Annotated in this window: 20 protein-coding genes and 1 pseudogene; 7 read left to right on the top strand and 14 right to left on the bottom strand. The window is 58.2% G+C overall.

Translation table 11 applies throughout. The features are described from left to right. Window positions 1–30 precede the first annotated feature (30 nt). Window positions 31–492, top strand: coding sequence for an Lrp/AsnC ligand binding domain-containing protein (locus AAAB35_RS09700; RefSeq protein ID WP_027233468.1), 462 nt, complete (start codon window positions 31–33; stop codon window positions 490–492). 46 nt (window positions 493–538) lie between these two features. On the opposite strand, the gene AAAB35_RS09695 is transcribed toward AAAB35_RS09700, so the two are convergent. From AAAB35_RS09695 to AAAB35_RS09675, 5 genes are all read right to left on the bottom strand, one after another. Further along, window positions 539–1,660: a DUF2333 family protein gene (locus AAAB35_RS09695; protein WP_340668075.1), complete on the bottom strand. Its 1,122-nt coding sequence runs from the start codon at window positions 1,658–1,660 to the stop codon at window positions 539–541. Window positions 1,661–1,795: 135 nt separating this feature from the next. Continuing rightward, the gene (locus tag AAAB35_RS09690) at window positions 1,796–3,079 is read right to left on the bottom strand and encodes a DUF6638 family protein (protein ID WP_340668074.1); all 1,284 of its coding nucleotides are present in this window, start codon (window positions 3,077–3,079) and stop codon (window positions 1,796–1,798) included. Next, window positions 3,079–4,989 carry an AAA family ATPase gene (locus AAAB35_RS09685; protein ID WP_340668073.1) on the bottom strand — a complete coding sequence of 637 codons (1,911 nt, stop codon included), beginning with the start codon at window positions 4,987–4,989 and terminating at the stop codon, window positions 3,079–3,081. The genes AAAB35_RS09690 and AAAB35_RS09685 overlap by 1 nt, the downstream gene beginning before the upstream one ends. Window positions 4,990–5,001: 12 nt before the next feature. Further along, the gene (locus AAAB35_RS09680) at window positions 5,002–6,153 is read right to left on the bottom strand and encodes a hypothetical protein (protein WP_340668072.1); all 1,152 of its coding nucleotides are present in this window, start codon (window positions 6,151–6,153) and stop codon (window positions 5,002–5,004) included. A gap of 3 nt (window positions 6,154–6,156) precedes the next feature. Beyond that, complete coding sequence (locus tag AAAB35_RS09675; protein ID WP_340668071.1) at window positions 6,157–7,245, bottom strand: hypothetical protein; 1,089 nt, start codon at window positions 7,243–7,245, stop codon at window positions 6,157–6,159. 183 nt (window positions 7,246–7,428) lie between these two features. On the opposite strand from AAAB35_RS09675, the gene AAAB35_RS09670 reads away from it, so the two are divergent. Continuing rightward, the gene (locus AAAB35_RS09670) at window positions 7,429–7,812 is read left to right on the top strand and encodes a winged helix-turn-helix domain-containing protein (protein ID WP_340668070.1); all 384 of its coding nucleotides are present in this window, start codon (window positions 7,429–7,431) and stop codon (window positions 7,810–7,812) included. Here the strand turns inward: AAAB35_RS09670 and modC are convergent. From modC to modA, 3 genes are all read right to left on the bottom strand, one after another. Next, window positions 7,806–8,882: a molybdenum ABC transporter ATP-binding protein gene (modC, locus tag AAAB35_RS09665; protein ID WP_340668069.1), complete on the bottom strand. Its 1,077-nt coding sequence runs from the start codon at window positions 8,880–8,882 to the stop codon at window positions 7,806–7,808. The genes AAAB35_RS09670 and modC overlap by 7 nt on opposite strands. Then, complete coding sequence (gene modB / locus AAAB35_RS09660) at window positions 8,879–9,580, bottom strand: molybdate ABC transporter permease subunit (RefSeq protein WP_340668068.1); 702 nt, start codon at window positions 9,578–9,580, stop codon at window positions 8,879–8,881. The genes modC and modB overlap by 4 nt, the downstream gene beginning before the upstream one ends. 69 nt (window positions 9,581–9,649) lie before the next feature. Beyond that, window positions 9,650–10,438, bottom strand: a complete 789-nt coding sequence (modA, locus tag AAAB35_RS09655; protein WP_340668092.1) for a molybdate ABC transporter substrate-binding protein — start codon at window positions 10,436–10,438, stop codon at window positions 9,650–9,652. A gap of 120 nt (window positions 10,439–10,558) precedes the next feature. On the opposite strand from modA, the gene AAAB35_RS09650 reads away from it, so the two are divergent. Together AAAB35_RS09650 and tsaA are read left to right on the top strand one after the other, a co-directional pair. After that, window positions 10,559–11,554: an ABC transporter substrate-binding protein gene (locus AAAB35_RS09650; protein WP_340668067.1), complete on the top strand. Its 996-nt coding sequence runs from the start codon at window positions 10,559–10,561 to the stop codon at window positions 11,552–11,554. Between the two features lie 31 nt (window positions 11,555–11,585). Next, on the top strand, window positions 11,586–12,110 hold the full coding sequence (gene tsaA, locus AAAB35_RS09645) for a tRNA (N6-threonylcarbamoyladenosine(37)-N6)-methyltransferase TrmO (protein ID WP_340668066.1): 525 nt from the start codon (window positions 11,586–11,588) through the stop codon (window positions 12,108–12,110). Between the two features lie 2 nt (window positions 12,111–12,112). Here tsaA and AAAB35_RS09640 read toward each other — a convergent pair. Continuing rightward, window positions 12,113–12,226, bottom strand: a pseudogene (locus tag AAAB35_RS09640) (TOBE domain-containing protein); the annotation flags it as partial. 89 nt (window positions 12,227–12,315) lie between these two features. After that, window positions 12,316–12,918 (bottom strand): thymidine kinase, encoded by a 603-nt coding sequence (locus AAAB35_RS09635; protein ID WP_340668065.1) that lies wholly within the window; start codon window positions 12,916–12,918, stop codon window positions 12,316–12,318. Window positions 12,919–13,107: 189 nt separating this feature from the next. Between AAAB35_RS09635 and AAAB35_RS09630 the strand changes: the two genes are divergently transcribed. The 3 genes from AAAB35_RS09630 (at window position 13,108) to choV (ending at window position 16,046) form a co-directional block, all read left to right on the top strand. Next, window positions 13,108–14,049 carry a choline ABC transporter substrate-binding protein gene (locus AAAB35_RS09630; protein ID WP_340668064.1) on the top strand — a complete coding sequence of 314 codons (942 nt, stop codon included), beginning with the start codon at window positions 13,108–13,110 and terminating at the stop codon, window positions 14,047–14,049. A 114-nt stretch (window positions 14,050–14,163) separates the two neighbouring features. Then, entirely contained in the window at window positions 14,164–15,006 is an 843-nt protein-coding gene (choW, locus tag AAAB35_RS09625) for a choline ABC transporter permease subunit (RefSeq protein ID WP_340668063.1), read from the top strand. Next, on the top strand, window positions 15,003–16,046 hold the full coding sequence (choV, locus tag AAAB35_RS09620) for a choline ABC transporter ATP-binding protein (protein ID WP_340668062.1): 1,044 nt from the start codon (window positions 15,003–15,005) through the stop codon (window positions 16,044–16,046). Before choW ends, choV begins: the two co-directional genes overlap by 4 nt. Window positions 16,047–16,058: 12 nt before the next feature. Here the strand turns inward: choV and AAAB35_RS09615 are convergent, their stop codons facing one another. The 4 genes from AAAB35_RS09615 to AAAB35_RS09600 all read right to left on the bottom strand — a co-directional run bounded on the left by AAAB35_RS09615 (window position 16,059) and on the right by AAAB35_RS09600 (window position 19,008). Beyond that, on the bottom strand, window positions 16,059–16,319 hold the full coding sequence (locus AAAB35_RS09615; RefSeq protein WP_340668061.1) for a hypothetical protein: 261 nt from the start codon (window positions 16,317–16,319) through the stop codon (window positions 16,059–16,061). A gap of 108 nt (window positions 16,320–16,427) precedes the next feature. Beyond that, a complete protein-coding gene (locus AAAB35_RS09610) occupies window positions 16,428–17,261 on the bottom strand; it encodes a dipeptide ABC transporter ATP-binding protein (protein WP_340668060.1) in 834 nt (277 codons plus the stop codon). Further along, window positions 17,258–18,112 (bottom strand): ABC transporter ATP-binding protein, encoded by an 855-nt coding sequence (locus AAAB35_RS09605; RefSeq protein WP_340668059.1) that lies wholly within the window; start codon window positions 18,110–18,112, stop codon window positions 17,258–17,260. The genes AAAB35_RS09610 and AAAB35_RS09605 overlap by 4 nt, the downstream gene beginning before the upstream one ends. Before the next feature lie 2 nt (window positions 18,113–18,114). Beyond that, window positions 18,115–19,008, bottom strand: a complete 894-nt coding sequence (locus AAAB35_RS09600; RefSeq protein ID WP_340668058.1) for an ABC transporter permease subunit — start codon at window positions 19,006–19,008, stop codon at window positions 18,115–18,117. Between the last annotated feature and the right edge of the window lie 50 nt (window positions 19,009–19,058).

Genomic DNA, 19,058 nt, shown 5'->3' with positions numbered 1-19,058 from the left:
AAAAAACCAAGAATGGGGTATATTTTAGTGATGAAGAATCTGGATAGCCTGGATCGCAGGATCCTGCGCGAGCTGCAGAAGGACGGCCGCTTGTCCAACACCGAACTTTCCGAGCGCATCAGCCTCTCGCAAACCGCCACGACAGAGCGGGTCAAGCGCCTTACCCGCGACGGATATATCCTCGGCTACACGGCGAAATTGTCGCCCAAAAAGCTTGACCGCGCAATGCTGGTCTTTGTGGAAATCAAGCTCGACCGCACGACCCCGGACGTATTTGCCACCTTCGCTGCCGCGACGCGCAGGAATCCCGATGTGATGGAGTGCCACATGGTCGCCGGCGGCTTCGACTACTTGATCAAGGCGCGGGTCGCCGACATGGAGCACTACCGGCGTTTCCTCTCGGACGCCCTTCTCTCGCTCCCAGGGGTGCGCGAAACGCACACCTATGCCGTCATGGAAGAGGTGAAGGAATCGTCAGCCCTACCCGTCTGAGCCGTCAACGAGCTACGTCATGCTACTGCTGCAGCTACTGCTGCAGCTATTGCTGCAGCACCTGCTTGATGTCGATAAGGTTCGACCGCACGCGCAGGATATAAAAGCCCATCGTGGTCAGATGGTTCGGCAGAAGCCAACCGCCTTCACTGCCGTTGGCGATGATCCATGGCTTGATATTGAGCGCCGAGCGTAGCTGGCCATCCATACCATCCCAGAGCTGGGTCAGGTGCTTTTCCTGCAGCACCTGATTGAAATCGACCTGCGCCGCGTTCATCAGCCCGTAATAGGCATAGAGCTGGCCGTAGGCGAACCAGAAGCGGTCGTCGGCGCGGAAGTCGAACCAGCCGTAATTGTTGTTTTCCGACCTGTCCTTGAGAATGGCCGAGGTCCCGCCGATGTCATTGGCGATCCGGTCGATGAACTGGATGAGATTGTCGGCGCGCGCGTCGAAGATGGCGTTGCAGTTCTCAAGCTTGGCATTAAACGTGCGCAGGTCGCGGACGGCCGAGCGATAGTAGCTCGGCGTCGGGGTCTTGGGCCCGAACGGGTTCAGGCCGAAATACCATGAATCCTCGGCGAACTGCAGGTTGCCGCGCGCCTTCTGCAGGTCGGCATCGATCTGCGAGGTGCCACGCACGCGGCCGAGCGTATCGACTAGCTCGACGGCGGTGCGCCGCACCGCATTGTTGATGCCGCGCTGGAACGACGCCTTGTTGTCCATGAACGGTGTATCGTCCCAATCCTTGCCGAAGAGGCCGAGCTTGTAGAGCAGCATGGAGGATATCCAGCCATTCTGGTTGACGTTGAAATCGGCAAGATCCGCCGTGACCTCGACAATGGCCGAACGCGCGCAGGTCTTGGCTCCAGTCGCGGCAGCCTGCGCCACGGGCTCGCCCGCCGGTACGTTGCGGCTCTTGAAATCGTAGACGTTCACATAGTCGGGATTGAAATTGGTCCAAACCTGCGTGTTGTAGAAGAAGTATGCGTAGAGGCCGGCCCAGACCAGCACCAGAAGCCCGAGGACGGCTTTGAGGACGAGGCCACGCCGGCCATACCAGCTGCCGATCCACATGAACGGCCAGAGGATGATGCCGATCAGGAAACCGATCCCGCGCCCGATATAGTAAAACAAACGGCTGAAAAAATTGATCACGGGCTCGAGCATCCTGTTTCCTCGTTACTGTTCAAGTCCATAGAGCCGTTTGTGCAGCCCCTGCCTGCTTTCTCACATAAGCTGTTTCGAGAGTGTGGACAATGTCGCACTGCGAATAAGCCGAGGCGGCTAGCGCCGTCCACCGGATTACCCCAAACCGTACATCTTCTTCCGCAACCCTTCCTTGTCCTTGAGATACTTCGACTTGAGGATGTCGACGACATGCTCCTGATAGGCTGGTTTCCAGGTCTCGTAATCGGCATAGAAACCCGGCTTGTTGAACACGTAGCGCGAGAGGAAATCCCAAGGGACGAAATCACTGATCAGTTGGTTGACCAGCCACGCGTCGGGGTGGCGCGGTGCCGCGCGCACGACGAGAAAACGGCGCTTCGGCTCGATCTCGGCCAGGTTGAGCTGTCCGGTCTGCCCGATCTCGCGCTTGGCGGCATTGAGAAAGGGCCAGGTCCCCTCGTGATTGATCGAGGCGGCGTTGGCATGGATCCAGGTCTGCAGCCAGATATGATCGATATTACGCAGGTCTCGATCAGGCTCGAACGTCTGAATGAGGTGGCGGATGATCATTTCGCCACGATTTTCCAGATATCCGGATTGTTCGATCCAGGAGGCACGCGGCAGTTCAACGCGTGAGGTGGCTGCGAGAAACTGGAAAACCTGTTCGGCATCCTGAATGGAAATGTAGTTGACCTGCCAGGGGCGCGAGCGACGAAAGCCGGGCGCCGAAGGATCGCCAATCACGGTCGTCGTATTTTCATCGACGAAAACGTAGGTGCCGCCAAAGTGGCTGGTCCAATAGGCGCGATGGCGGAAGATTACCTTGTCGGGCACCAACGAATTCTCACGGATGTCGCCGGTGACCTTGGCAAGTTCCACCATGCGATTGATCAGCCCATCGTCCCGCCAGGCATCCGGTTCGCTTTGCAGGCGGTCGACAAGCAGCCGCAGTTCGGCCGCCTGCCCCATGACGTTCTGCGCCGAGAGCACGCGGAATTCGACCTGATTGATCGACAAGAGGTCCTCGATGTCATTGACGACGGACACAGAGTCTTCGATCTCGCCGTAGAGCACATCCTTGATCGTCAACGCATTGATGGCGCGGGCGTTGCTGGAAAAGAATTCGTACATCAGTTGCGATGTATTGGAAAACTGCGTGTGGACCACAGGCAGGTCCGCCTGCGCCGGGGTCAGAATGATGAAGCGGCGATTGACGCCGTTGGGATCGAGATAGGATAGGTCCTTCAATTCTTCGGCAATTTCCGGCGAGAAGCCGGTCCGATCGATATTGAACTGCTTGAGCTCCGTCCCGCTGTATCCGAACGCCGTGAGCGCCCGATTATAGCGCTCGATCAAATGCGGCTGGTCGATCGTCAGCAGGCGGCCGTAGATCAGTTCGTTTTCGTAGAGCAGTTCCATCAGACGTCCCACTGCCCGTTGGCCTTCAGCGATTCAACTTCTCGCACCGCCCGTTCCCGCAACCGCGCATCGCGAACCAATTTGTCGACAGCAGCATCGTCCGACTTGTCGGCGTAGCGGAATTCGGAATCCGCATATCGGTTCGTTTCCTGCAGCACCATTTCCATGGTGAAAGGCTTGCGCAATTCCTCGATCATGGCCTTCTTGTCGTCATAGCCCTTGTGCATGAAGGTCTCAGGCTTTTCGAACCATTCATCCGGCAATTCGACATCCATCGCCCGCATCTTGATGGCATCGGTCACGTTCTTGATGGCCCGGCCGGTAAACCGTGGCTCGCGTTCCTTGATCATATGGAGATAGGTGCCGACGTCTGCGAGCGTCTTCGGCTCGCCGTTCTCCGCGATGAAGCGATCATAGACCCCGCGCAGTCCGTCTTCCTGCGGTTTCGACAATTGATCGTAGGCGCTCTCGACCGCCCGCTCGATCTGTTGCGCTGCGAAAAGCTTATGGTCGCCCAACGGAATTTTGTGATTCTTGCCGGCGAGCAGCGCAAAAATGTCGATGTAGTCGTCGCGTGACTGCGGACCATCCACCAGCCATCGCGCCCCAGCGCGCTGGCGCAGCGCATCATCGACGTTCTCGGGATAGTTGGAGAACATACCGAACGCACAATTGCCGCGCACGACAGTCGAGGCTCCAGAGAAGGCTTCCATCAGGACGCCGGTGATCTCGTGCTGGCCGGAAGACGCCCGGTCGTCCGAACGCTTTGCGGCCACCTGATCGATGTCATCGATCGTACCGAAACCGATGACGCGCGGATTGAGCACATTCGTTACGAACTGCTTGCAGTTCTGACCGGACTTACCCTGGTAGGACGAGATCTGGTCGACGCCGAAATTCTCGTAGTGGAACGGGTAGCCGGCGACCTGGCAATAATCATTGACGAGGCCGGCGATCATTTGGATCAGTGTCGTCTTGCCAGTCCCGGGTGCGCCATCGCCGATGAAAGTGAAAAGAAATCCGCCAAGCTCGACAAAGGGGTTAAGCTGGCGATCGAAATCATAGGCCATCAACATCTTCGAGAGTTTCAGCGCCTGGAATTTGGCGATGTGATTGCCGACAACCTCATTCGGCTTCTTGAAGGTCATCACCAGGGGTGTACGCTTCTTTGACGGCGCCACATCGAAGCCGTCCAGCGTGAAATCGTCGCTGTCGAGCCGCAGATGCGTATCCTCGAAAGAGCCGAGGCCATCGAAGCGCGCTCTGCGGCGCAGCAGACCTTCTATTGAAAGGGCAGCCAGCGCCTTTGCCCGTCCCAGCATCGCCTGTTCGTCGCTGGCGCCGGCGATCGCCCGGTCCAGTCCTGCGACGACAGATTTCAACGCGTCCTGCGCCGTGTCGAAGTTGAAGTCGGGCTCGGCAACATCGTTGGCGGGTTCTGCATCCGATTCAATAAATTGTGCGAGATAGGCCGAAAGGGAGAAAGCGGCTACGTAAGCTGCAGCTGACAAAAGCCGCTTGAAATGCCCCGCGTCTTCGCCTTGGAGCGGCGCAAACGCATTGCGCGCCGCAAGGCTCTCAAGATCACTTTGACGCCCGAATATATCGGCAACCGCAAGTGCGACTGCCACACCGCGGCGTGCCCGAAACAACAGGTTATGCTGTGCTATCGATAGCATCTGGTCGTCCGGGCGCTCCAGATGGATGGTCTTTGCCAATTCCACTTCGCGCGTCTTGCGCAAGGCCCCGGTCGAAATCGTTGGAACGAAGCGCCGGCCGGTGCCGGCGATTTCGGTGCCGGATTTCGCATCGCCCGCTTCGAGCGAGACGAAACGCGTCACCATTGCCTGCGCCACCGCGAGATGTCGGGCAATATCCTGTTCGCCAATGGTCGTCAGTCCTATGTCCATCACCGTCTCCCTTCAGACGCCGCTTATTACCTGACCGTTGGACAGAATATGCGTCTGAAACCCCGTGAAGATACGCGATGCCTCGCCCGCAGCGTAAAGCGCCTGATAGGCCTCATGTGGCACCAGTGCATGCTGTTCGTAATGGCTTACGCCCTGACGTGTGGCTTCAAGATCATCCGTGTTGATGTGAAATTCCTCGCGCGCTGGCTCCGAAGACCATAGCCCGCGTTTGCCGGGCTTCTCGGCCACGGAAAACACCTCTTGCAATGTCCAGGTGAGGAGCCACGCATCCTCAGGCCTGCGTACGCTTCCGAGCACATCGGCGACCTTCTGATTGTGCTCCGTAATCCCCGCAGTGTAGAACGGGCCGAGTACAAACCGGCGTAGTTGTTTGGGGTGGAGTTCCGGAAAATCCTCGTCAAGGCTCGTTGCGATTGTCACCGGCGACAGCGAATAGGCCGAATTCTTTGCAGCAAAGTCGTCGAAGCGGCGCGCCAGGTTCGGATTGAGCAACCCGCCAACCGGCAGCGGTATCTTTACCGCTGTGCTCAGCTTGCCGTCCTTGCCTACCAGCGTTTCCACCATATCCTCCGAGGAATCTTCGATGACGGCCATATAGACGAGGGGGAGATTGGAAGCCCCGTCAAACACGCCCCAATGCACGACGTAGAACGGCCGGTTTGTCTTCGGATTGACCGAAACACGGATGGTCTCGGGTAAAAGGAACGGGGAGAAGACCTCGCCTCTTTCGACCGTCTCGAGATAGATGCGCTCCGCCATCGAGCGCTGCAGGTCATGGGGAAAGTCGCGATTGCGCAGTATGAAATCAGCCATCTCCCCGCGTAACGCCTCCGCTGGAGGAATGGCGGCGAGCCGGGCCTTTGCGTCCTTCTTGTCGTTCTCGAGCTCAAGAACATTCTGGAAAACCGGGAAGCCACTGTCGGCCCGCGATATGCGAAACCGTTCGGCAAATCCGACCCGGTTGCGCCAGCAGTCGAACGAGGCACCGAGCCGCTGCAGATACTGTGCCACGGTCTGGGCAACAAGATCATGCTTGTACAGCGGGGAGTCCTGTTGGTTTAAGAAGATGCCGAGCCCATCGAGCGCAGAGCGGATGGCGCCGAAATAGCGCTCAGCCGCCCCGATCTCCGCTTTGTCGTTCATCGACTAGCTCTTCACGTAGTCGGCGGTGTTGTGTTTCTTCAGAACCTCGGAAAACCGCCACGAGAACGCGTCGTCCGCCAATTTCTTGCGGCGCTGTATATCCTGCGAACTCACCATGTTCTTTTCATGCATTTCGAGTAGATCGCCAATATGTTTCTGGGCCGCAGCGCCGACCCCGGCCATCGTCTCTTCGGCCGCCGTGTCGACCTTGCTGCCGAGGGTGTTGATCTTGTGGGCGACATCCTGCTGCGCCGCCGTCTTCAGGGAGTCTTCGAGCGCCTTGTAAAGGACGATGCGCTGCTCGGTATCGATCGACAATTTGTTGATCAGCGTGCTCTGCGCAGCGATCTGATTGTTGAGCGAATCGACGAATGTCTGAAACATCGACGTATAGCGTTCGAGCGTCTGGCTTTCGGCCAGCAGCTCCTGCTCCTTGGCCTGGCGCTCATTATATTCGGTCGCAAGCTTCGAGCGTTCACCTTCAAGGGCGGCGCGTGCGCCCTGGTCGGTGGAAGCGGCAATGCGGTTTTCGATATCGAGCAGCTGCGGGTTCAATTCCTCGATACGCTTTTGGGTGGCTTCGAGATTGGCGATCGTCGTCTTGCGCCGTTCGATAACGGAGGCGAGGCTTGTCTCGGACGTCTTGTAGCGCTGGTCGAGTACACCTTTCTGTTCCTTCAGTATGCCGACGATGCGGTCGGATTTTGCCAGAAGTTCCTGTAGGTTGCCGGAGAGCGACATGTTGCGGACGCGATCGGAGCGCATGCGCTGCATCTTCTGCTTCGAGAAAACGCCAATGAATTTTTCCCAGCCGGAATAGCCTTTCATGCTTTCAAATTCGGACCCGAACACATTGGTGGCGTCTTCGAGGCCGATGATGAGTTCGGCGATATTGCCCTCCATCACCTTCTGCTGACGCAACACATCCTCGATGCAGGCATTTTCGATATCGAAATCGGACGCGCCGATCTTTTCATCTGCCTTGGCGAACTTGTCGAGAACGGCGCTGGACTGATCGATCTTGGTCCGCATATCGTTGACCATGGACCGCGTCTTTTCGATTTCGGCATCGAAGCTCTGCAAATTCGCCATCAGCATATTCCCCTTGTTTCCCAATAATAATTTCCGCCGCGCGAAGCGAATATAGACACGCCACCTTGCGAAAAAAAGCCTACCAAGGAATAACGGCCTCCCAAACACACCCTATCCCTCTGGTATTCTGGCCGCCAGCCTTGCTATAGAACGACGGGTAGAGCGGAATGGCGCGGTAACAACATGGGTTCGACTTCCAAGACCACTCTGAAAACGGTGTTTCGCATCGACTTTCCCAACCGGGAAAGGCTCGGTCGCGGCAAGGTGCAACTGCTTGAGCTTATCGCTACAACCGGTTCGATCTCGGCTGCCGGCCGGTCGATGGATATGTCCTACCGTCGAGCCTGGCTGTTGGTCAGCGAAATGAACAGCATGTTCGCAAGTCCGGTCGTCGACTCGCAACGCGGCGGCAAGCAGGGCGGCGGCGCGACGGTCACACCATTCGGCCAGGAACTCCTAAGACATTTTCATGCCATGGAGGCGAAGATCGCATCCGCCGTCGCGGACGACATCGATTGGCTCGAGGCCAACCGCAGCAAGACCCCAAACGCATTCGAGAATCAATAGGGTTCCAGCGCTACCGTCTTTATGACGGCGAAAACCGGGAGCCCCTGTTTCAGCCCGAGCCTTTCACACGACAGCCGGGTAATGCGCGCAAGAAGCGTCGTGCCATCGCATTCGATGTGGATGTCGGCCGCGCCGGCATCGTCGAGAGTGATGCCCTCGACCGTTCCTTCTATGATGTTGAGCGCGCTAAGGTTTTCAGGATGGGTGGTCGATACCATCACATCCTTGGCCAGGATATGAACGCGAACGGCCCGGCCCTCTGCAATCTCTGCGCCCGATACATAGAGGCGGTAAGTTTTGAAGCCGATAGTCGCAAGGCGGTGAACAGCGTCGTAATTCAGGACTTTGCCCTCGACAATTGCGCCGGCTTCGCGCTTTGAGGCTGCGATCGAGACGGACGTCGCGTTGAGAACCTCCGTCGCAGCGCCCGCCATCGCAACCTTGCCTTCGCTAAGCAGCACAACCCGGTCGGCCAGGCGGGCGACTTCCGCCACCGAATGGCTGACATAGATGATCGGAATATTCATCTCGTCGCGCAAGGCTTCGAGATAGGGCAGGATTTCCGCTTTGCGCGTGTCATCCAGCGCAGCGAGCGGCTCATCCATAAGCAGCAGGCGCGGTGACGACAAAAGCGCTCGACCAATTGCCACGCGCTGCTTTTCGCCCCCCGAGAGTTTGCCGGGCCTGCGGTCGAGAAGCGCGCCGATACCAAGAAGGTCGACTATTTTCGTCAGATTGTCGGCGCGATCCTGCTTAGGCGTAAACCAGCGGCCATAATTCAGGTTCTGCAACACCGACAGATGCGGAAAGAGCCGGCCCTCCTGAAACACCGTGGCGAAGCGGCGCTTGTGCTTCGGCACAAAGATACCTCGCTCGGTATCAATGAGAACATCGCCGTCAAACACGATCAGTCCCTGATCGGGACGCGAAAGTCCGGCAATGATGCGGATGACCGACGTCTTGCCCGAACCCGAGCGCCCGAACAAGGCGGTGACGCCACTCTCCGAGACGAAATGCGCATCAAGATCGAACGCGCCGAGCCGCTGTTTCGCCTGGAACTGCAGCATCATTCGAATTCCACGCGGCGCCCGACAAGGTAGGCCATGAACTCCGACGCCATCAAGGCGGCCATGGATATCACAACGGAGATCATCGTCAGGCGGAAAGCAGCGGCATCGCCGCCCGGCACCTGCGTGAACGTATAAATCGCCGCAGACAACGTTTGCGTTTCGCCGGGGATATTGGAAACGAATGTAATCGTGGCGCCGAATTCACCCATGGCCTTGGCGAAGGAAAGGATCATGCCGGCAATGATCCCGGGCAGGATCAGCGGCAGCGTTACAGTGAGGAATACCCAAGCCGGGCTAGCACCAAGCGTAGCCGCCGCATCCTCCAGACGCCGGTCGATCGCCTCGACGGAAAGGCGGATGCTGCGCACCATAAGTGGGAATCCCATGACCCCGCAGGCCAGCGCCGCGCCGGTCCAGCGAAAGGAAAGGACGATGCCGAGATAATCCGCAAGAAATCCGCCAATTGGGCCCCGCCGGCCAAACAGGATCAAGAGTATGAAGCCGGTAACGACCGGCGGCAGGATCAGTGGTAGGTGGACGAGCCCGTTGAGGACCGATTTGCCCCAGAACTTTCCGCGAGCCAGAAGAATCCCGACAAAAATGCCGGGTATGAGGCTTGCAAGCATAGCGACCGAAGCAATCCGCAAGGTAAGGTGAACGGCGGTCCACTCCTCATTGCTCAGTGCTAACCAATCCAATGCATGCCCTCGCCCGTTGCGCCGATGTGAACGGCTGTCCGAGCGCAAAGTCCGGACAGCCGCCCCATCTTACTTCAATACGGTAAACCCTTGCTTTTCAAAAAATGGCACGGCCTTTTCCGATTTGATGTAGTCAAGCAATGACACGGCGTCGGGATTCTTGCTTTCGGCCAGAAGGGCGATGGGATAGATGATCGGCTTATGGCTGTCCTCGGGGAAAGTGCCGACGATCTTGACTTCCTTGTCGGCCGCGGCATCGGTCTGATAGACGATGCCATAGGGCGCCTCGCCGCGCGAGACCAGCAGAAGTGCAGCGCGCACGCTTTCGGCGCCGGCGACCTTCTTCTCTACGGAAGACCAGACGCCAAGCTTTTCAAGCGCCTCTTTGCCGTACTTGCCGGCGGGAACGGAATCGACCGCGCCCATTGCCAGCCGGCCATCGCCCAGAAGCTTTGCAAGGTCAAAGCCCTTCTTGATTTCGACGGGTTCGCCCTTGTCCTTACCAGCGACGAGAACGATGCGATTGCCAAGAAGGTTCTTGCGTGAATCTGCCTTGATCAGGTTCTTCTTGGCGACGTAGTCCATCCAGTCGAGATCGGCCGAAACGAAAATATCGGCCGGCGCTCCAGATTCGATCTGCTTGGCGAGGGCCGAGCTGGCCGCATACGAAATCGCTGTCTCCTTGCCCGACTCCTTCATCCAGGCTGCAGCAATATCATCGAGGGCATTCTTCAGGCTCGCCGCGGCAAATACCGTGACTTTCTCTTGTGCTTGTGCCGGAGCGATCGGCAATGCCATGCCGAGCCATGCCGCCGCGCATGTGGCCACTGCCATTTTCATCCATTGCCGACGTTGAATGCCCATTTTTAACCCTCCAGTTCAGGCGTTCGAGATATTTTTCTGATTATATCGACGGATACCATATAGCCAGTGTTATATTTCTGGAAACATATTGCTTGACGGACATAGGAGTGACTCATGAAAAGAATGCTGCTTTTGACGTTGCTTTTCTTGAGCTTTGCGTTCGCCGCCCGGGCGGGGTCCTTCACCGACGCGGCCGGACGCATCGTCGAGATTCCCGATCGGATTGAACGAATCATGGCGGCGGGACCGCCCGCATCCGTGCTTGTCTATGTATTGACGCCGCAGAAACTCGCAGGCTGGGTGCATCGCCCCTCGGATGAGGAGAGCCAGTATCTTCTTCCTTCGGCACGATCACTGCCCGAGTTGGGGAGGCTGACCGGAAAGGGCGACGCGATCCAGTCCGATGCCGTGGCGAAAGCCAAGCCGGACCTCATTGTCGACGTCGGAGATGTCAGGGAGGAATATGCTTCGCTTGCAACACGCATCCAGACCGAAACGGGTGTGCCCTATCTTCTTCTTGACGGCAGCCTCACCAATACGCCCCAGCTCTTCGAGACACTCAGGAAACTGTCAGGAGCACCGGAACGTGGCATGGAACTTGCCGAATATGCACAAGCGCACCTCGACAAGTTGAAGGCAGGGCTTGCCCAAGTTCCCAACGAAAAGCGGTCCCGGGTCTACTACGGGCGTGAGGCTGACGGCATGCAGACCGGGCTTGCCGGCTCAATCAATGTCGAACTTTTTGATGCCCTCGGCGCCGTCAATGTAGCGGCGGCCAAAGGCGCAGGCAGCTTAACCAAAGTGACGCCGGAGGAAGTCATCAAGTGGGATCCCAGCGTGATTATCGCAGCGGACGCCAAATTCGCGGCGCAGGTGCGATCGGACCCCGCATGGAGTGGCGTTGCCGCCGTCAAGAACGCTCGCGTTTTCGTTCAGCCCGCCCTACCATTCGGCTGGTTCGACGGGCCTCCTGGAGTAAATCGCCGGATGGGAATGATCTGGCTGGAACCTCTTCTTTACCCGGAGGTGTTTCAGACCGATCTGCGTAAGGAAACGCGGGACTTCTACAAGCATCTATCAGATGGATCTCAACGACGCGCAGCTCGATAGACTCATAAGGGACAAACGCTAGGAGGCGAGGATGGTTCGGGAAAATGAAATTCGGACCAATGAAGTGGCAGTCAAGGCGCCCGATCCCATGGACGCCGCTCTGACTTTCATCGGCAGGATTTCGACTCCATGGGCATCGCGGCTCACATGTCCCCGCCAGGGCCGGCATGACGGGCCGCTTTGTACCATTGAAGTTTTCGAGCCCTGGGTTGCAGCGCTCGAAGGCGTCGCCGCATTCGAGCGGCTCGAGATACTCTATTGGCTTGACCGGTCCCGCCGCGATCTGGTGCTACAGAGCCCCGCCAACAATGGCGCGGTCCGTGGCACATTTTCGTTGCGCTCGCCAGTCCGGCCAAATCCTATCGGCACAGCCATCGTCAAACTCGAGCAGGCGACCGGCCCGATCCTGTCAGTCCGCGGTCTCGACTGTCTCGACGGTACTCCGCTTCTCGATATCAAGCCCGACAGGACATTGTTCAAGCCGATTGCACCGCTGCAACCCGGCGATTTCGAGACCGATCCCGCCGCAACCGCAACCTATTGTCAGAAGCGTTAGTCGATGGCGACCATCACGACCGAGCCGCCGACATCGATTCGGACATGGGCCGTGGTCGCGCCCTTGGTGACTTCGACCACTTTACCTTTCAGCCGGTTGCGCGCGCTGATTTTCATGCGGTCCTCCGTTCATTTGCGCCGGTGGCGCTTGGTGATGCACTGACCATATCCTTCAGCATCTGTGCTGGCTACGGACGATTGGCTGTTCAGAACGCCTTGAAGCCGCTCGGCGGGATGCGTCCTGTCTCTTCCTCCCAATGCTTCCGGCACAGCGAGACATACAGGGTTTTTTCGATTGCCACCTGATCGCCCTCGGTCATGGCATGCCCTTCGGGATCGCGCCGGACGACCATCGTCGCCTTGGCGCCACAATGGCAGATCGTGCGAATTTCCCGCAAGCTGTCCGCGATGGCGAGCAGTTCCGACGAGCCCGGAAAAAGCTTGCCTTGAAAATCGGTGCGAAGGCCGAAGCACATGACGGGGACGTTGAGCCGGTCTGCCACTCGCGCAAGCTGCCATACCTGGTCCTTGGTCAGGAATTGCGCCTCGTCGACAAATACGCAACTGATGGGGCTCGCCTTGTGCGCCGTTGCGATTCGCTCGAACAGCTTGTCGTTTTCGCGATAAAGCTCCGCATCGGCGCTGACACCGAGCCGCGATGTGATTTTGCCAGCACCGTTTTCGGCATAGTGAGCGGCGGTAAACAGCATCGTGCGCATGCCACGCTCCTGATAATTATAGGAAGCTTGGAGCAACAGCGTTGATTTGCCGGCATTCATCGCCGAGTAGCTGAAATAGAGTTTTGCCATGGCCTGCTTTACTAGGAATGAGTGGCTGCATGCATCCCTCACACAAGCTTGTCCGCAACTTTTGTCGGATTTTTAACAACTGTCGCTATTTGACCGGATTTATGCGCGCCTATGCTTGAATGCCTGCCAATTTGGTGCTTGGTTCTTGCATGTATCAACCGGGAATAACCCGGAGAGGGAGAACTACCCATGAACGTACTATCCAAACTCACTGTTTCTCTGGCTCTTGTTTTGTCTGCTGGCACCGCTTTTGCCGCCGAGCCGGAATCTTGCAAGGCCGTTCGTTTCGCCGACGTAGGCTGGACCGACATTACCGCAACGACCGCTGCGACGAGCGAAGTTCTCAAGGCGCTGGGTTACTCCACCGACACGAAAGTGCTCTCCGTTCCGGTCACTTACGCATCGCTCGGGAAGAAGGACATGGACATTTTCCTCGGTAACTGGATGCCGACCATGGCTGCGGACATCAAGCCGTACCTCGAAAACAAGACCGTCGAGGATCTTGGGCCCAACCTTACCGGCGCGAAATACACACTCGCCGTACCGCAATATCTCTACGATGAAGGTTTGAAGGATTTCAAGGATATCGCCAAGTTCAAGGATAAGCTGGGCGGCAAGATCTATGGCATTGAACCGGGCAATGACGGCAATCGCCTCATTCTCGGCATGATCTCCAAGGACCAGTTCGGGCTCAAGGATTTCGAGCTCGCCGAATCGTCCGAGCAGGGCATGCTGGCGCAGGTTGCCAAGGATTCGAAGAGCAAGAAGCCGATCGTATTCCTCGGCTGGGAGCCTCATCCGATGAACACGAACTTCAAGCTTGCCTATCTTTCTGGCGGCGATGAAGTGTTCGGTCCGGACTTCGGCGGCGCGGTTGTCCATACGAACGTCCGAGCCGGCTATACGACCGAATGCCCGAATGTCGGCAAGCTGCTGACCAACCTCAAGTTCAATCTCGAGATGGAAAATCAGATCATGGGCAAGATCCTCGACGATGGCGAGGATGCACCCAAGGCTGCATCGGAATGGCTGAAGGCCAATCCGGCAATTCTCGATACCTGGCTGGCTGGCGTCACGACCGTCGACGGCAAGGAAGGCTTGCCCGCCGTCAAATCGGCTCTGGGACTCTAACAGACGATCCCGACGGGGGAGCGCCTGTAACAACGAAGAGAATTTCAGCCACCCGGCGCATCCGCCGGATGGCTCCTTTCATCCATTCGTTTCGCGACAGAGGGATACTTCCGCTTGGACTGGTTAACACAAGACAAGATTCCGGTTGGCAGGACGGCGAAGCAGATCGTCGATTGGCTGACGAATAATTTCGCCTGGTTTTTCGATGGTCTCGCCCTGCTTATGCAGGGTTTCATCGATGCGCTGATGTTCGTTCTGAAGTATCCGCACCCGCTGATCATGATCATAATCTTCTCGGCGATCGCCTACGCGTTGCGGCGGTCAATCGGCGTTACCATCCTGACCGCGCTTGGCTTCCTCTTCATTCTCAACCAGGGATACTGGCAGGAAACAATGGAGACGCTGACGCTCGTTCTTTCATCCTGCATTCTATGCATGGGTATTGGCGTGCCGATCGGCATCATCGCGGCCCACCGTCCCAAATTCTATGCGGCGATCCGCCCGATCCTCGACCTCATGCAGACGCTGCCAACCTTCGTCTATCTCATTCCGGCAATCGTTTTTTTCGGTATCGGCATGGTGCCCGGCCTGCTCGCAACCGCCATTTTCGTGCTGCCCGCGCCGATACGCCTGACCCATCTCGGCGTCTCGTCGACTCCGATGCATCTGATCGAGGCTGGCGAGGCCTTCGGCGCATCGTCGCGCCAGCTGCTCTGGAAGATCGAACTGCCCTATGCGATGCCGCAGATTCTCGCGGGGCTCACGCAGACTATCATGCTCTCGCTGTCGATGGTGGTCATCGCCGCTCTCGTCGGCGCCGATGGCCTTGGCGTGCCGGTCGTGCGCGCCCTCAACTCGGTCAACACCGCCCTTGGCTTTGAAGCAGGGCTTGTCATCGTGGTCGTCGCCATCGTGCTTGACCGCATCTTCCGTCCCGGCAAGGAGGCAGGGGAATGACCGCGATTACTCTCGACAATGTCTGCATTGTTTTCGGTAAAAAGACCGACGGTTCGCTGGCGCTGGCGGATGAAGGCAAGAGCCGTTCCGATATTCAGACCGAAACCGGCCATGTACTGGGCGTGCACAATTGCTCGATCACCATTGCCGAGGGCGAAATCGTCGTGCTCATGGGCCTCTCGGGCTCAGGTAAATCGACACTTCTGCGAGCAATCAACCGCCTTAATCCGATCTCGCGCGGGTCGGTCGTCGTTCACAATGGCGGGCGCTCGATCGATGTCGGCAAGGCCGACAAGGCGACGTTGCGCGACTTGCGCAAGCATCTCGTTTCGATGGTATTCCAGCAGTTCGGCCTCCTGCCCTGGCGGACGGTCGAGGAGAATGTGGGCTTCGGGCTCGAACTTTCCGGCATACCCAAGGAGGAGCGGGCCAAGGCTGTCCAACAACAGCTTGAACTGGTCAACCTCAAGGACTGGGCCAAGCGCAAGGTCGGCGAGCTTTCCGGCGGCATGCAGCAGCGCGTCGGCCTTGCTCGTGCCTTCGCCACCGGTGCCCCTATCCTGCTCATGGACGAACCGTTCTCCGCACTCGACCCGCTGATCCGCACCAGGCTCCAGGATGAGCTTCTGAGCCTGCAGGGCCGTCTGAAGAAAACCATCGTCTTTGTCAGCCACGATCTCGATGAGGCGATGAAGATCGGCAACCGCATCGCGATCATGGAAGGCGGACGTATTATTCAATGTGGCACGGCGCAGGATATCCTGCTCAACCCTGCCAACGACTATGTGGCCGATTTCGTCGCCAACATGAATCCGCTTGGGGTGCTGACGGCGGCGGACATCATGGTGCCGCTCGACCGGTCGCGGTCTGCCGACCGGCCCTTTGCCGCAACGGCGCGCCCGGAAACGCCGGTAAGGGAAATCATGCAGGCCGTTGCCAAAAACAGCGGCGATGTAGGTGTCGTCGACAAGGGCGCCATACTCGGCATGATTTCGGCCGACGATATCGTCCGCGGCTTGCTACGGCACCAGAAGCACTGAAGTTTAAAAAAGCTACTCGTCGGTTTGGTCGTCATCGCCTGGTTTGCCGGCCGGCTGCCAGGAATGCGGCGAGACCTTCTTCTGCGTGTTGGAGTCTGTGAAGATCCACCACCCCGCATCGGTCTCGTCCCACTCACCGCCGGTTGCTTTCAGGCGTTCCAGCGAACGATATTGGCCGATAGATTCGTTTTCTTGGCCATCTTCGTCGGTCCAGAAAACCGTGACCTTGCTTCCATCCTTCGGCGCTGTCGAAATCGGCTGCTTACCCGCCATCCGTATTGCTCCCTGCTGTCTCATGGTGTGCAGTTATTAGTCACCATGAGGCCGGCATCGATTGCAAGCGGTTACGCTATTTTCTACGCATTTGCCGCGACGTGGCGGTCAGGCGGCTGCATTCTTCCTGGCGAGGCGCGCGCGGATGCTTTCGACATCGGCTTTCGGCGTCGCCGCAAACAGCGTCTTAGTGTAGCTGTGCTGCGGATTGGAGAAAACCTCGTCGCGCGTGCCATATTCGACAACCTCGCCGTAGTACATCACCATCACCTCGTCGGCGATGTAGCGCACCACCGAAAGATCGTGGCTGATGAAGACATAGGTGAGGTTGAACTCGTCCTGAAGATCTGCGAGCAGGTTCAGCACCTGGGCCTGCACTGAAAGGTCGAGTGCCGACACCGGCTCGTCGAGCACCAAAAGGCTTGGGCTCAGCATCAGGGCGCGCGCAATGGCAATGCGCTGGCGCTGGCCACCAGAGAACATGTGTGGGTAGCGGTTGTAGTGCTCCGGGCCAAGGCCGACCTTGACCAGCATCTGCATGGCAAGGTCGCGCCGTTCGGCCGCCGTCTTGTTCGTGTTCAAAAGCAGCGGTTCGCCGAGCACTTCGCCGATTTTCTGGCGCGGGTTGAGCGAGCCGTACGGATTCTGGAAAATGATCTGCACCTTGCGACGCAGTTCCGCCGTCACGGTATCCTTGGCGATATTGATGGGCTTGCCCTCAATGAGGAGTTCGCCTGAAGTCTGCGGATCGATCAACGTCAGAATGCGTCCGAGCGTTGACTTGCCGCAGCCGCTCTCGCCGACGATGGCAAGGGTCTTGCCCCGTTCGAGCGTAAAGCTGACTCCCTTGACCGCGCGGACGCTCTTGGCCTTGCCAAACATGCCGCCGCCGACGTGATAGTCACGGATGATATTGCGGCCTTCGAGCACGACCTCGCTCATGATGCCACTCCTGCATTGGCCGCTTCGTTCTTCATGAAATCCGCAACGGTCGACAGGCGGTCGCCTGTGGCATTCTCGGGTAGAGCCGAGAGAAGTGCACGCGTATAGGGGTTCTTGGGCGATTCAAAGAGGGTGAGCACATCTGCCTCCTCCATCTTACGGCCCTTATATTGGACGATGACGCGATCGGCAGTTTCCGCCACCACGCCCATGTCGTGCGTGATCATGATCAGCCCCATGCCGTGCTTCGCCTGAAGGCCGACGAGCAAATCGAGGATCTGCTTCTGAATTGTCACGTCGAGCGCGGTGGTCGGCTCGTCGGCTATCAGCAGCTTGGGATTGCAGGCAATCGCAATGGCAATCATGACGCGCTGGCACTGCCCGCCCGACATCTGATGCGGGAACGAATTCAGGCGTTCTTCCGGGGTGGGAATGCCGACCTGCTGCAGCAATTCGATTGCCCGCTTGCGCCGCGCCTTGGCATCCATTTTCATGTGGACGCGCAGCACTTCTTCAAGCTGGAAGCCGACCGTAAAGCACGGATTGAGGCTGGCGATCGGCTCCTGGAAAATCATGGCCACGTCGCGGCCGACAATTTCGCGCCGTTGCTTGGTCGACATGGTCAGAAGGTCGTGTCTGTCAAAGGTCATGCTGTCGGCGGTTACCGTGGCGGTCTTGGGCAGAAGGCCCATGACCGCGAGCATGGCCACCGATTTGCCGGAACCGGATTCTCCGACGATCGCCAGGACCTCGCGCGCATCAACCGAAAGGTCGATGCCCTGCACTGCCATGAAGAGGCCGGTGCTGGTGTCGAAGCCGACCGAAAGGTTCTTGATTTCGAGAAGTGCCATGCTCAGCTCCTCTTCAGTTTCGGATCGAGAGCATCGCGCAGCCCATCGCCAACGAGATTGATGGCGAGAACGGTGATGAGGATTGCAAGGCCTGGGAACGTCACAACCCACCAGGCGCGGAGGATGAATTCGCGCGCCTCGGCAAGCATCGTACCCCATTCCGGCGTCGGCGGCTGGGCACCCATGCCGAGGAAGCCCAGAGCCGCCGCATCGAGGATGGCAGCCGAAAAGGCAAGCGTTGCCTGAACGATCAGCGGCGCGAGGCAGTTCGGCAGGATGGTCAGGAACATCAGCCGCCGCGTCCCGGCCCCTGCCACTTTCGAGGCGATGACATAGTCCTTGGTGCGCTCCGTCATCACCGCCGCACGCGTCAGGCGGACGAAATGCGGCAGATTGACAAGCGAGATCGCGATCATCGCGTTGAGCAGCCCCGGCCCGAGAACAGCGACAAGCACGAGGGCCAGAAGCAGCGATGGGAAGGCCAGGATGATGTCCATCACGCGCATGATGATCGTATCGGTGCGGCCGCGGAAATAGCCTGCGATCAGACCGACAAGCACGCCGGAGACAACCGAAAGACTGACGACGACAACGCCAATAAACAGCGAGAAGCGCGCGCCATAGATCAGGCGGGACAGGATATCGCGGCCGACGGCATCGGTTCCGAGGAAATAGGTGAACCTGCCGCCTTCGACCCAGGCCGGCGGCAAAAGCAGGACCTCGCGGTTTTGAATGCTCGGACTATGCGGCGCCGCAAACATTGCAAAAACGGCCAGGAAAAGAATGATCAGGAATACCGCAAGGCCAATCACCGCGCCCTTGTTGCGCGAGAAATAGAACCAGAACTCGGCGAGACCGGTCGGCGGCGTGATGGTTTTGAGTTCGACAACAGTCATCGGACCCTCCTAGTACCGGATACGCGGATTGATGAACCCGTAGAGCACAT

Source organism: Phyllobacterium sp., assembly GCF_037994425.1.
Taxonomy (GTDB): Bacteria; Pseudomonadota; Alphaproteobacteria; order Rhizobiales; family Rhizobiaceae; genus Phyllobacterium.
This window is presented reverse-complemented; position numbering and strand designations above follow the sequence as displayed.